The organism is Streptomyces viridochromogenes DSM 40736 (assembly GCF_000158955.1).
Lineage (GTDB): Bacteria > Actinomycetota > Actinomycetes > Streptomycetales > Streptomycetaceae > Streptomyces > Streptomyces venetus.
This window is the reverse complement of record NZ_GG657757.1, coordinates 340,312-352,003: the sequence shown is the minus strand read 5'-3', so window position 1 is coordinate 352,003 and position 11,692 is coordinate 340,312. Positions and strand designations below refer to the sequence as shown.

The 11,692-nt window shown below is 72.6% G+C and carries 11 protein-coding genes and 1 pseudogene; 4 read left to right on the top strand and 8 right to left on the bottom strand.

The features are described from left to right. Positions 1 to 36: 36 nt before the first annotated feature. On the top strand, positions 37 to 1,020 hold the full coding sequence (locus tag SSQG_RS01650; protein ID WP_003987915.1) for an aldo/keto reductase: 984 nt from the start codon (positions 37 to 39) through the stop codon (positions 1,018 to 1,020). A 15-nt stretch (positions 1,021 to 1,035) separates the two neighbouring features. Here the strand turns inward: SSQG_RS01650 and SSQG_RS01645 are convergent, their stop codons facing one another. Beyond that, positions 1,036 to 1,383: a hypothetical protein gene (locus tag SSQG_RS01645; protein ID WP_003987913.1), complete on the bottom strand. Its 348-nt coding sequence runs from the start codon at positions 1,381 to 1,383 to the stop codon at positions 1,036 to 1,038. A gap of 149 nt (positions 1,384 to 1,532) precedes the next feature. Between SSQG_RS01645 and SSQG_RS42375 the strand changes: the two genes are divergently transcribed. After that, on the top strand, positions 1,533 to 2,030 hold the full coding sequence (locus tag SSQG_RS42375) for a DUF6328 family protein (protein WP_003987912.1): 498 nt from the start codon (positions 1,533 to 1,535) through the stop codon (positions 2,028 to 2,030). Positions 2,031 to 2,156: 126 nt separating this feature from the next. Here the strand turns inward: SSQG_RS42375 and SSQG_RS01635 are convergent. From SSQG_RS01635 to SSQG_RS01625, 3 genes and pseudogenes are all read right to left on the bottom strand, one after another. After that, positions 2,157 to 2,663 (bottom strand): annotated as a pseudogene (locus SSQG_RS01635) (DUF2238 domain-containing protein); the annotation flags it as partial. A gap of 82 nt (positions 2,664 to 2,745) precedes the next feature. Then, complete coding sequence (locus tag SSQG_RS01630; protein WP_003987910.1) at positions 2,746 to 3,171, bottom strand: SsgA family sporulation/cell division regulator; 426 nt, start codon at positions 3,169 to 3,171, stop codon at positions 2,746 to 2,748. A gap of 62 nt (positions 3,172 to 3,233) precedes the next feature. Beyond that, on the bottom strand, positions 3,234 to 4,274 hold the full coding sequence (locus SSQG_RS01625) for a hypothetical protein (protein ID WP_039931755.1): 1,041 nt from the start codon (positions 4,272 to 4,274) through the stop codon (positions 3,234 to 3,236). A 148-nt stretch (positions 4,275 to 4,422) separates the two neighbouring features. On the opposite strand from SSQG_RS01625, the gene SSQG_RS38730 reads away from it, so the two are divergent. Further along, on the top strand, positions 4,423 to 5,115 hold the full coding sequence (locus SSQG_RS38730) for a hypothetical protein (RefSeq protein ID WP_003987908.1): 693 nt from the start codon (positions 4,423 to 4,425) through the stop codon (positions 5,113 to 5,115). On the opposite strand, the gene SSQG_RS01620 is transcribed toward SSQG_RS38730, so the two are convergent. Beyond that, the gene (locus SSQG_RS01620; protein ID WP_003987907.1) at positions 5,012 to 5,983 is read right to left on the bottom strand and encodes an LLM class F420-dependent oxidoreductase; all 972 of its coding nucleotides are present in this window, start codon (positions 5,981 to 5,983) and stop codon (positions 5,012 to 5,014) included. The two genes, SSQG_RS38730 and SSQG_RS01620, sit on opposite strands and share 104 nt — an antisense overlap. A 72-nt stretch (positions 5,984 to 6,055) precedes the next feature. Between SSQG_RS01620 and SSQG_RS01615 the strand changes: the two genes are divergently transcribed. Then, complete coding sequence (locus SSQG_RS01615) at positions 6,056 to 7,489, top strand: serine hydrolase domain-containing protein (RefSeq protein WP_039931754.1); 1,434 nt, start codon at positions 6,056 to 6,058, stop codon at positions 7,487 to 7,489. Here the strand turns inward: SSQG_RS01615 and SSQG_RS01610 are convergent. The 3 genes from SSQG_RS01610 to SSQG_RS01600 all read right to left on the bottom strand — a co-directional run bounded on the left by SSQG_RS01610 (position 7,481) and on the right by SSQG_RS01600 (position 11,608). Then, the gene (locus tag SSQG_RS01610) at positions 7,481 to 9,127 is read right to left on the bottom strand and encodes a serine/threonine protein kinase (protein WP_003987905.1); all 1,647 of its coding nucleotides are present in this window, start codon (positions 9,125 to 9,127) and stop codon (positions 7,481 to 7,483) included. The two genes, SSQG_RS01615 and SSQG_RS01610, sit on opposite strands and share 9 nt — an antisense overlap. 343 nt (positions 9,128 to 9,470) lie before the next feature. Next, positions 9,471 to 10,529 (bottom strand): polyprenyl synthetase family protein, encoded by a 1,059-nt coding sequence (locus SSQG_RS01605; protein ID WP_039934616.1) that lies wholly within the window; start codon positions 10,527 to 10,529, stop codon positions 9,471 to 9,473. Positions 10,530 to 10,540: 11 nt separating this feature from the next. Next, entirely contained in the window at positions 10,541 to 11,608 is a 1,068-nt protein-coding gene (locus tag SSQG_RS01600; protein WP_003987903.1) for a tetratricopeptide repeat protein, read from the bottom strand. Between the last annotated feature and the right edge of the window lie 84 nt (positions 11,609 to 11,692).

The window sequence follows — 11,692 nt, the reverse complement described above, 5'->3', positions numbered from 1 at the left end:
CCGCGCGTGTCCGTGCCGGATGACAGACTGACGCCCATGGACGAGCGCACATTCGACAGGTCGGGTCAGCACGCCTCCGTCGTCGGTCTCGGTACGTGGCAGCTGGGGGCCGACTGGGGCGACGTCGACGACAAGGAGGCCCTCACGGTACTGGAGACCGCCGCCGAGTCCGGGGTGACCTTCTTCGACACCGCCGACGCGTACGGCGACGGCCGCAGCGAGCAGACCATCGCCACGTTCCTCAGCGGCAGGCCGGACCTGCACGTCCTGGTCGCCACCAAGATGGGCCGCCGGGTCGACCAGATCCCCGAGAACTACGTGCTCGACAACTTCCGCGCCTGGAACGACCGCTCCCGGCGCAACCTCGGCGTCGACCGCGTCGACCTGGTGCAGCTGCACTGCCCGCCGACGCCCGTCTACTCCATGGACGAGGTGTTCGACGCGCTGGACACCCTGGTCGAGGAGGAGCGCGTCGCCGCGTACGGCGTCAGCGTCGAGACCTGCCAGGAGGCCCTGACCGCGATCGCGCGGCCGGGCGTCGCGAGTGTGCAGATCATCCTCAACCCGTTCCGCATGAAGCCCCTGCGCGAGGTGCTCCCGGCCGCGCGTGCGGCGGGCGTCGGCATCATCGCCCGCGTCCCGCTGGCCTCCGGCCTGCTGTCCGGCAAGTACACGCGGGAGACGGTCTTCCCCGAGAACGACCACCGCACCTACAACCGGCACGGCGAGTCCTTCGACGTGGGCGAGACCTTCTCCGGCGTCGACTGGGCCACCGGTGTGGAGGCGGCCGCCGAGTTCGCGGCGCTGGCCCCCGAGGGGTACACCCCGGCCCAGCTGGCCCTGCGCTGGATCATCGAGCAGCCCGGCGTGACCACCGTGATCCCCGGCGCCCGCTCGCCCGAGCAGGCCCGGGCCAACGCGTCCGCCGCCCGGCTTCCGGAGCCGCCCGGCGAGACGATGGCGGCGATCCGCGACCTCTACGACCGGCGCATCAAGGACCAGGTGGAGTCCCGCTGGTAGGGGAGACGGTCCCCGTCACGGCACCAGGAGCAGCTGCCTCTCCTGCTCCTGGTCGCCGGAGGCGACACCGTCGTCCCGGGCGGTGAAGACCCGGGTGAGCGTGTCGCTCGCCCGGCGCACCGCCTCCGGGGAGCCCTGCACGGTCACGGTCACCGGCGCCGACAGGCGCTCGCCGCCCTCCCCGGCACTCCCTCCGGCGCCCGCGTCCGTGCCGCTGTCGAAGGTCGCCATGTGCACCGTCGCCTTCTCGTCGCCGGGAAGCTCGTCCGGTGCCCCGAACGTCCCTTCCAGCGCCCGGACGACCGCGCGTGCGTCGTCGGCGCCCCCGCCGCTGAGCGTCACGGTGAGCTGCGTACCGGACATGCGTCCACGACCTCCTCGGGCTGTGCTTCAGGTCGCCGTCCGTGTAACCGCCCGCCGATCCCTCAAACCGCCGCGCCGGCCGGGAGGACGGCCGCTTACGGGGAACTCGCGGCACAGAAGCACATCGGGATTCACACCGGGGAGGAACCGTGGCGGACGCGGCAGAGGGCGCGGTCAGGCGCCGGGGGCGCAACGAGACGGAGGAGGAGAGAGCGGACCGGATGTGGCAGGAGCTCATCCAGGAGGTCCGCGTGGCCCAGATGGGCGTGCAGATCCTGTTCGGATTCCTGCTCACCGTCGTGTTCACCGAGAAGTACGCCACTCTGACCGACACCGACCAGACGATCTATCTCGTCACGGTCGTCCTCGGCGCGTGCGCGACCGGCGCGCTGATCGGGCCGGTGTCCCTGCACCGCCTCGTCTCGGGGCGGCGCATCAAGCCCCAGGCCGTGCGGGTGGCCTCCCATCTGACGCTGCTCGGCCTCCTGCTGCTGCTCGCCACGACAACCGCCTCACTGCTGCTGATCCTGCGCGTGGCGACGCACGACGGCTTCGTGCCCTACCTGGTCGCCGGTGTGGTCGGCTGGTATCTGCTGTGCTGGTTCGTCCTGCCCCTGTGGATCCGCTACCGCCACACGTCGGAGTGACAGCTTCACCAGCTGCCGGTCGTGCACCCGGCCGAGCAGCAGCAGCGACACGGTCGCACCGATCAGCGCGCAGAACATGTCCCACTGCGTGTCCCACACATCGCCCTGGGTGGCCAGGAAGGCGTCCGCCGCGTGCCCGCCGGCCACGGCCGCCGCCCACTCGAGCATCTCGAAGACGGCGCTGAAGGCCAGGCACGCGCACACGGTCAGCGGCGCCAGCCAGCGGCTGCCGCGCAGCGGCGAGGTACGCACCAGCAGCTCCCGCACCAGTACGGCGGGGACGAAGCCCTGCATGAGGTGCCCGAACCGGTCGTACGGATTGCGGTCCAGGCCGAAGGTGTCCCGGACCCAGTCGCCGAGGGGCACCTGGGCGTAGGTGTAGTGGCCGCCCACCATCAGCACCACGGCGTGGGCGGCCAGCAGGCAGCACAGCAGGTTCGTGAGCGGGAAGCGCCGCCACACCAGCACGAGCAGCGGCAGCCCCACGACGACCCAGACGGTCTCCAGGAACCAGGTCGTACGGTCGTGCGGGCCCCACGCCGACAGAACCAGCACCGCGAGCACGCCCCAGGCGAGCGCGGCGGGCAGCGACAGCCGTGGGGCGGGACGACGCACGTCGGATACGGCGGCCATGGTGGGCTCCTCTCGTGGCAGCCCATCGTCGCGGCCGGGGCGAGTCCTCCGCATGAGTACGGCTACTCAGCTCTCCCGCGGATCAGCCCCCGGCGATGACGTCCGCCAGGAAGTCGTCGACATGGACCTCCTCGCGGCCCGGTCGCACGATCTCGTAGGTCTCCCGCAGGAACGCCGCGAACGCCGGGGCCCACGCGAACACCACCGCGTGGTGACGGCCGCCGTCCGCACGGGCATCCCCGAGGAACTCCATGCGCAGCTCCTGCCACATGCCCCGGGACTCCGGCCGCATCCGCACGTCCCCGATCCCGACCGGGCGCCGCAGCGCGTCACCGAGCATCTCCCGGTCCAGCTGCCACCGGGCGAGGACGCGGCCGTCGTGGCTGAAGACCACGGTGACGGCGAAGGGGTCCGTGGTGTCGTAGCTCAGGTGGGCGAGCACGGAGAAACGGTCCGTGTCGCCCGCCTGGAGCTGCACCACCAGGGTCTTGTGCACGAAGGAGTTCACGAGTGGGCCTCCGGTAAGAACCGACGTAGAGCCCTCTAGTACCCCTCATACGCACAAGATGCTCAGCCCTCCGGGTGATTCGCGCGGGCTCCGCGCAGGGACGCGATGCAGACGGCCACGGCCTGCTGGAGGTCCTCCAGCCGCTGGACCATGTCGTCCTCGTAGAACTCCCCGGCGTCGTCGAAGGTCAGCTCCTCGAACACCTTCGTCGCCTTCTGCAGGCTGCTGTAGAACTTCGTGCGCCGCTCCTGCACCCGCAGGCCCGGGTCGGTCTCCACGGCCTCGACGACGAGGGACTTCATGGTGTCGTAGGCCTCGGCGGCCCACTCACCGGAGTCCTCGCCCTCGTCCAGTTCGTCGATGAGCGACAGGTGCCGCTCGGCTTCCTGGCGGAGGTCGGCGGGCGCGTCGACGGTCTGTCCGGCGGGCGTCTTGATCTGCCCCGACTCGGCGATCTGGCGGACGTACCCGATGCGGTCGGCCGCCCTGCTCTCGCCGGCGACCGCCTTCTTCAGCTCGTCGGTGCGCACCACGTCACGGGCCAGCTCGGCCTGCAGGTCCGGGTCTTCCCGGACCCGGTCCAGCAGGGCCTGACGGGCCGCGCGGGCGGTGGAGGGATCGGCGAGGATCGCGGCGCGCAGGGCGGTGGGGTTCTCCGCGACCTCCAGCGCCTTGGTGGGCCGGATGCCCTCCGCCTCGGCGGCCTCGGTGATGGCGGTACCGCGCTCGGAGGTGGCGCTGTTGCGGGAGACGTAGTAGCTCAGCCACACGTCGGCGTCCGGCAGCTCCACCTCCTGACCCGGCGTCAGGGCCTCGAACTGCGGGACCAGCCCGTCGTCGGCCGCCCGGTCCCACGCCTTGTAGTAGCGCATGACCCGGTCGGGGGAGCACCCGGCGAGCTCCGCGAACTCCTTCGCGGACACCTTCGGCGTCTCGTCCGCGCCCTGCCCGCCGGGCCGGACGCTGCGCGCCACCTTCAGCCCGAAGGCCCACCCTCCGGTCCGGGCGTACGCCCCGAACTCCCGCGCGTCCCGCGCGATCGGGTCGGAGACGGGCGCCGGCGGCGCGGGGGACGTCTCGGGCGGGGTGAAGGCTACGGTCACGGACGACTCTCCTGGGACGGGGCAGATCGGGTGCACGAGGTGCGGACGGAAGCCTATCGGCATCCACCGTCCCGCTGTTCACCGTCTGCGCAGGCCAGGGCCGTAAATCGGTTTTCCCGCCGGTCGTGGGTGCGCGAGGATGCCCACCATGGTGCGACCCGAGGTCGGTGCGGCGCCGCGCCGCTGCGCCCGGTGCGGCGGACACGAGTACGCCGGTGCCCCCGCCTGTGCCGCCTGCCGTGAACTGGTGGACGGCATCGTCGAGGGGGAGTGGGCGGCCTTCCTGCACCGGTGGGACGTCTCCGGCGCCGCTCAGGAGAGGGCCCTGGCCGAGATGGTCGCGGCCGAACCCGACCGGCACGACTGGCGGGTGGTGGACGCCGCCCTCGACCGGCTGGTGTGCCCCGACTGCGGCGACCGGCTCGCACGCGGCCCGGCCGGCTGCCCCTCCTGCGACCTGGCGCACGGTTTTCGCTACGCCGCGATCGAGACGGACCGGCCGGGTGTTCCGCCGGGCAACGAACACGCGGTCCGGGTCAACGTCTCGGTGGTGCGCAGACCGCAGGGCACCTCCGCGACCGAGGTGCTCGTCCGACGCCTGCTGCTGCCGCTGCTCCTGGTCGGGTACCTGCCCACCACCGAGGAGGCGCAGCGGATCAGCGCCGTCGTGAAGAAGAGCCCTCCGGAGCGGAGGGCTCAACTCGTCGAACAGGTCGTCGAAGCGCTGTTGGCGGACCTCAGCCGAACGCGTCGCGCAGAGCGGGCAGCAGGGTCTTCTCCGACCAGTCCAGATACGCCGGCTGCGACTCGCCGCCGATCTGGACCAGGGCGACCTCGGTGAACCCGGCCTCGGCGTACGGGCGGACGGCCTCGACGAACGCCTCCGGGTCGTCACCGCACGGGATGGCGCCGGCGACGTCGTCGGGCCTGACGAACTGGGTCGCCGCCTCGAAGGAATCCGGGTGCGGCAGCTCCGAGTTGACCTTCCAGCCGCTGCCGAACCAGCGGAACTGGGAGTGGGCACGTTCGATCGCCGCGTCCCGGTCGGGGTCGTAGCACACCGGCAGCTGGCCGACCCGGGGCTTGCCCTCACCGCCGTGCCGGTCGAACGCCTCCAGCAGTCCCGGCTTGGGCTCCGTGGCGATCACCAGGTCGCCGAGCCGGCCCGCGAGTTCGCACGACTGCTCGCCGGAGACGGCGACACCGATGGGCGGCGCCTCGTCCGGCAGGTCCCACAGCCGGGCCGACTCCACGTCGAAGTGCGTGCCGTGGTGGTTGACGTGGCCACCCTTGAAGAGAGCGCGGATGATCTCCACTGCCTCCTCGAACATCTCGTGCCGTACGTCGACGGCCGGCCAGCCGCCGCCCACCACGTGCTCGTTGAGGTTCTCGCCGGAGCCGAGCCCCAGCCGGAACCTGCCCTCGGACAGCAACTGCAGCGTCGCCGCCTTCTGCGCCACCACCGCGGGGTGGTAGCGGAACGTCGGGCACGTCACGTACGTCATCAGCGGGATACGTGACGTGGCCTGGGCGGCCGCGCCGAGCACCGTCCACGCGTAGGGCGAGTGGCCCTGCGAACGCAGCCACGGGAAGTAGTGGTCCGAGGTCACCGAGAAGTCGAAGCCCGCCTCCTCGGCCCGCACGACATGGTCGACGAGCTCACGAGGGCCGGCCTGCTCGGTCATCATCGTGTATCCGATTTGCACCATAACCGTCGAGTCCCCTGACAACGGGCCGGAAAACTGCTCGATCAAGGTGCGCCGACGGGGCAGGATGCCCCCATGAGTGCCTCCGCCCTGCCCACCGGCAGCCCCGCCGCCCAGGGTGTCGACGCCTCCGGCGTCCACGCCTTCCTGGACGCCCTCGAAGCGGCCCCGGAGATCGAGCCGCACAGCCTGATGATCATGCGGCACGGACACCTGGTCGCCTCCGGCTGGTGGGCGCCGTACACCCCCGACCGCCCCCACCTGCTGTACTCGCTCAGCAAGAGCTTCACCGGGACCGCCGCCGCCCTGGCCGAGGCCGAGGGACTGCTCGACTTCGACGCGCCGGTGATCTCCTACTTCCCCGAGTTCGAGGCCGACATCACCGACCCGCGCAGCCGGGCCATGCTCGTACGGCACGTGGCGTCCATGTCGAGCGGCCACGAGAAGGAGACCGTCGACGAGGCCTACCGGACGGACCCCCTGGAGCCGGTCCGCGGGTTCCTGCTGCAGCCGCCGGACCGCGACCCCGGCACCGTCTTCGCCTACAACCAGCCCACCACCTACACGCTGGCCGCGATCGTCCAGCGGGTCACCGGGCAGCCGCTCACCGCGTATCTGCGACCCCGGCTGCTGGATCCGCTGGGCATCGGCGAGGTGTCCTGGCGGCGCGACCGCACCGGCCGCGAGATCGGCTTCAGCGGACTGCACGCCACCACCGACGCCGTCGCGCGGTTCGGCCAGCTGTATCTGCGCGACGGCGTCCGGGAGGGCGAGCGGCTGCTGCCCGAAGGCTGGGTGTCCCGGGCCGCGCGCCCGCACATTCCGACCTCCGGGGCGATGGGAGACACGGACCGGCAGGACTGGGACCGGGGCTACGGATTCCAGTTCTGGATGTCCCGGCACGGCTTCCGGGGCGACGGCGCGTACGGCCAGTTCTGCCTGGTGCTGCCCGAGCACGACGTGGTCATCGCGACGACCGCGGCGACGGAACGGATGCAGGACTTCCTGAACCTCGTGTGGGAGCACCTGCTGCCCGCCTTCGGCCCCGAACCTCTGCCCGGCCGGCAGGCCGCCGACAGGGCCTTGCGGGAGCGCCTCGCCGGCCTCGCGCTGCCGCCCGCCCCGGGCAGGCCCGCACCCCCGGACCGGGCCGAGGAATGGTCGGCCGCCGAGTTCGCGTCTCCCCAGGGGGACGGTCCTGCCCGGGTGGCCGGGCTCGTACAGGGCGCCGACGGCTGGACGCTCAGGCTCATGGAGGGCGAGGACCGGCTCGATCTGAGGATCGGGGCGGACGGCTGGACGGTGGCGGAGGAGCCGCTCCCGACCGCGGTGAGCGGCGGCTGGACCGATGCCGGCACGCTGGCCGTGGACGTGACGTTCCTGGAGACCCCGCACCGCCTGGCGCTGACCTGTTCCCTCGCGGACCGTACGCTCACGGCGCGCTGGCGCACCCAGCCCCTCCACCCAGGCCCGCTCACCTCCCTGCGCGCACCGCGCGGCTCAGCCTGAGTCCGGCCGGAACGTCTTCAGGACGGTCCGCAGCGCCTCCTGGTTCGCGACGTCCTCCCAGTCGGCGTCCGGGGTGCTCCAGCGCAGCGAGAAGCTCCGGCCCCCGCCCAGCAGGAAGCCCCTGCCGAAGGTGTGCGTCCGGGTGTCGCCGACGTCCGCCGTCCACTCCATGTCGGCGGCCTCGAGCCCCCGGTACGTCGTCGCGCGGATCTCGCCGATCCGCCGGTAGTCGCCGGACTGCTCCAGGTTGGGTTCGACCTCGTCCCGCCACACGGCCACGGGGTCCGGGCCCACGCCCTCGCTGTAGGTGACGGCCAGCGTGCGGTCGTCGCCGTCGGCGCCGAAGACGACCCGGTACCGCAGATCGCCCTGGCGGTCGGTGTCCAGCCGCTTCCAGTCCTCGGGCAGTGCGACGGAGAAGCCCTCCGGCGCGGAGTAGCGGTGAAAACCCGGCGGCAGGGCCGTGGCCGGGGCGGACGGTGTGGGCGTGGGTGTGGGGGTCGACGGGGTGGGCGTCGGCGAGGAGGGGCTCTTGGTCGGACTCGGGGCGCCGGACGGACCGGTGCCGTCGCCGCCGGTGGGCTCGCCCGGCGTGGCCGCGGAGGCCGGGGGCCGGGTCGGCGAGTCGGCCGCGTCGCTGCCGGAGTCTCCGCCGGGCAGCCCCTGCGTCGCGGCGAGCACGGCGACCGCGACCGTGATGACGGCCAGGGCGGTCCCGGCCACCATGGTCCGTCTGCTCCACGCCGGACTCCCCGGCCGGATGGCGGCGTACGCGCCCCGCAGCCGCGGAGCCGGCACCGACGCCAGGCCCGCCTGGGGGTCCTCGCTCAGCGCACGGGTCAGGGCCTCACGGACCACCGTGCGGGTCAGCCGCTCCCGTGAGTCCTTGCGCAGCAGCCCCTGCACGACCTGCGTCAGCGGCCCGGCGCGCACCGGTGTGCGCAGCGGCAGCCGGTCCACGGCCTTCAGGGTGTTTTCCGGACGCCCGCGGTCCCGGAACGGCGGGCGCCCCTCGACCATCGTGTAGAGGATCGCCCCGAGCGCCCACAGGTCGGCCGCCGGCCCGATGCGCTCGTCACGGGCCTGCTCCGGCGAGGCGTACGCGGGTGCCGTGAGCCGGGGCGCCAGGGTCGCACCGGCCAGGCCGAAGCCGGTGACGACGATCGAGTGGTCTTCCCGTACGAACACCTGGCCGGGGCTGAGCTCGCCGTGGGTGATGCCCTCGGCGTGCGCGGCGTCCAGCACGTCGAGCAGTTCCAGGCCTACGCGGGCGGCCCGCACGTAGTTGAACGTGCCCTGCTCCGACAGGAGTTCGCCGAGGGGAGTGCCGTCGATCCACTCGTTGACGGTCCACAGGGCGCCGGCCTCTTCGACGGCGTCCACGACCGCGGCGATCCGGCCGGGGCTCAGCAGCGCCATGTTCTCGGACGTGCGCAGCAGGCGGGCGGCGGCCCGCCGCTCGGTCTCGAACGTGTCGTCCGGGAGCCCGACCTGCGTGACGAGGCACGGCCGGGAGATGTCGCCGGTGCCGATGTCCTCGGCGTACCAGCAGATGCGGTTGGTCTCCCGCTGGATGATCTCGAGCAGCCGGTACCGGCCGGCGACCAACTGGTGTGTGGAGACGTGCGCCCTGCCCATGGCCATCCCTCGCTGGAAACCTGGCTCTCACCTTTTCCAGAAGTACGGGGGACGAGGCGTACCGCGTTCAAACGGATCGCAACTCCGCGGTCATTCTTGTCTTTTATTCAAGAGTCGGGGACAAGTGTGCGAGAGAAAACGGTCTTTCGCGGGCTCGGCGGCCGCTCACTTCGGCCGTCTCGGGTCGCCGAGGGCGGTGCGAATTCGCCCGCCGAAGCCCGGGGATTCGCAAATCCCGGGCTGGCCTGGTGGTAACCGGCGGTAAATACGAAGGTGTCCGACGGCTGAACTCGAACCCCTCCGACGAATTCGGCGGCTGATTCCCCCCGGGGGGGCGGTCGGCTCAGATGTCTCGCCGGACCAGGAAGCCGAGCAGCGCGCGCAGTTCGGCGGCGGCCCCGGCCCCCAGCGGAACCCCGGCGAGCGCCGTGTCGACGACGGCGATATGGCGCCTGGCTTCCGCCATGGCCGCCGCACGGCCGCCCGCCTGCTCGATCAACTCCGCCGCCGCACCGGGCGCGTCCCCCGCCTCCAGCAGCGCGACGAGCCGGCCGCCCACGGGGGAGTCGAGCGCGACCAGGACCGGAAACGTCTTCTTCCGCTCCCGCAGGTCGCCGTGGACCGGTTTGCCGGTGACCCGTGGGTCTCCCCAGATGCCCAGCACGTCGTCGACGATCTGGAAGGCGATCCCGAGGTGCCGGCCCACCCGGTCGAGGGCCGCGACCGTCTCGGGGGCGGCCCCGCCGAGCGCGGCGCCCAGCGCGGCCGCGCAGCCGAGCAGGGCGCCGGTCTTGTGCTCGGCCACCGCCCGGTACTCGTCGGGCCGTACTCGTTCCGGCCCCGTCCAGGGACGCTCGGTGAACAGCAGGTCGTCGGCCTGGCCGCGCACCAGGTCGCCCAGCGCCGCGGAGAGCGTCCGCACGGCCTCGGCGCCGCCGGGCTGCGCGGCGAGTGTCTCGACAGCCAGCGCGAACAGGGCGTCTCCGGCGAGGACCGCAGGGCCCGTCCCGTAGGCCTTCCACACGGCCGGGCGGCGGCGCCGGTCCGCGTCGCCGTCCATGATGTCGTCGTGCAGCAGGGAGAAGGTGTGCACCAGCTCCACCGCGACGGCCGCCGCCACGCCCGCTCGCGCGGGTGCGCCGGCCACCTCGGCACCGAGCACCGCGAGGGCCTGCCGAACGCCTTTGCCGCCGGGGGCGGCCACCGGGGCGCCGCCCACCTCGCACCAGCCGAAGGAGTAGGCGGCCATCTCGCCGATCCAGGGGTGCAGCCGCCCCACGGCTTCGCTGAGGGCGGGGCGTACGAGCGCGCGGCAGCGGTCGAGGACCCGGTGCGCGTCGGCGGGGTGGCCCTGCCGCTCACCGTGCGGTGACGTGGCCTGCCGCGCCGTCTCCACCGTCATGGAGGACACCGTCACCGGGCCACCTCCGCCGTCCTCGCCTCCGCGTACCCGGCATCCGGTATGCCGAGCTCCTCGTACGCGCGAGCCACCATCTTGCGGGCGTGCTGAAGGCCGATCCGCTCCAGCGTGCCGGCGAGATCGGCCAGTTCGGCCGCCGTCTCGGCGTGATCGTGGCCCAGCCGGGCCCGGGACTTGGCGAGACCGAGCCGCGACAGGGCCTCCCCGCGTGGTTCGCTCATGGTGCGGAACTCATCGAGCGCCTGCTCGTACAGGGCGCGCGCCTCGGCGTAACGCCCTGCCCGGTACAGGACGTTGCCGCGCATCTTGTGGTTGTAGGCCAGCGCGCTGGAGAGCCGCATCGCACGGCACGTCGTCTCCGCCTCGCTCAGCAGCTCCAGCGCCCGCTCGGTGTCCCCGTCACGCACCGACACGACATCGGCCAGACCGCGCAGTGCCCAGGCGTGGCCGCGCCGGTCGTCGGCCCGTGCGGCGATCTCGGCGGCCTCCTCGAAGAGGGCGTACGCGGTGTCGTAGCCCCCGGTGTTGCGGTGCATCTGGGCGATGCCCTCCAGCGCCCAGACCGTGTGCCGCGCCTCCCCGCGCCGCCGGGCCTCGGCGAGCAACTGCTCGTGCAGCCGGCCGACGGCCTCGTAGTCGCCCTGGATGCGGCCCGTCTCGGCCAGGCCGGCCAGCGAGTAACCGCGTACGACGATGTCCCCGCCGCGTTCGCCCAGGTCGGCCGCGAGCTGGAGGAGCCGCCGGGCCAGGCGGAACGCGCCGCGCTGCCGGGCGAGCGTGCCGCCGCTCCACAGCGCCCAGGCCATCGCCCCGACGTCCTCGGCCTGGCGGGCGGCACGGTAACTCGCCTTCCAGGCGCGGTCCGCGTCCTCGACCCGGCCCAGCCGGCGGTGCGCCTCGGCCACCGCGAGTCCGGAACGCGCCACCTCGCCGGGCCTTCCGGCGCGCTCGGCCGCCTTCAACTGCTCGGTGCCGGCGGCCAGGACGTCGGTCAAGGAGGAGTTGACGGACAGGGTGGTGAGGGCGCCCTGGTATTCCGGGGCGAATGCCTTGCCGTACATCGATGCCTTCCCGTCGGTGAACATCTCGGTATACGCACCATGTATACACAGAGCGTATACATATCGTGCATAGCAGGCTGGAAA

Excerpts from the sequence above, each read along its gene's own strand:
- SSQG_RS01600 (WP_003987903.1), bottom strand. The coding sequence starts at position 11,608 with ATGTACGGCAAGGCATTCGCCCCGGAATACCAGGGCGCCCTCACCACC.
- SSQG_RS01610 (WP_003987905.1), bottom strand. The coding sequence starts at position 9,127 with ATGGGCAGGGCGCACGTCTCCACACACCAGTTGGTCGCCGGCCGGTAC.
- SSQG_RS01605 (WP_039934616.1), bottom strand. The coding sequence starts at position 10,529 with ATGACGGTGGAGACGGCGCGGCAGGCCACGTCACCGCACGGTGAGCGG.
- SSQG_RS01645 (WP_003987913.1), bottom strand. The coding sequence starts at position 1,383 with ATGTCCGGTACGCAGCTCACCGTGACGCTCAGCGGCGGGGGCGCCGAC.
- SSQG_RS01650 (WP_003987915.1), top strand. The coding sequence starts at position 37 with ATGGACGAGCGCACATTCGACAGGTCGGGTCAGCACGCCTCCGTCGTC.
- SSQG_RS01615 (WP_039931754.1), top strand. The coding sequence starts at position 6,056 with ATGAGTGCCTCCGCCCTGCCCACCGGCAGCCCCGCCGCCCAGGGTGTC.
- SSQG_RS01620 (WP_003987907.1), bottom strand. The coding sequence starts at position 5,983 with ATGGTGCAAATCGGATACACGATGATGACCGAGCAGGCCGGCCCTCGT.
- SSQG_RS38730 (WP_003987908.1), top strand. The coding sequence starts at position 4,423 with ATGGTGCGACCCGAGGTCGGTGCGGCGCCGCGCCGCTGCGCCCGGTGC.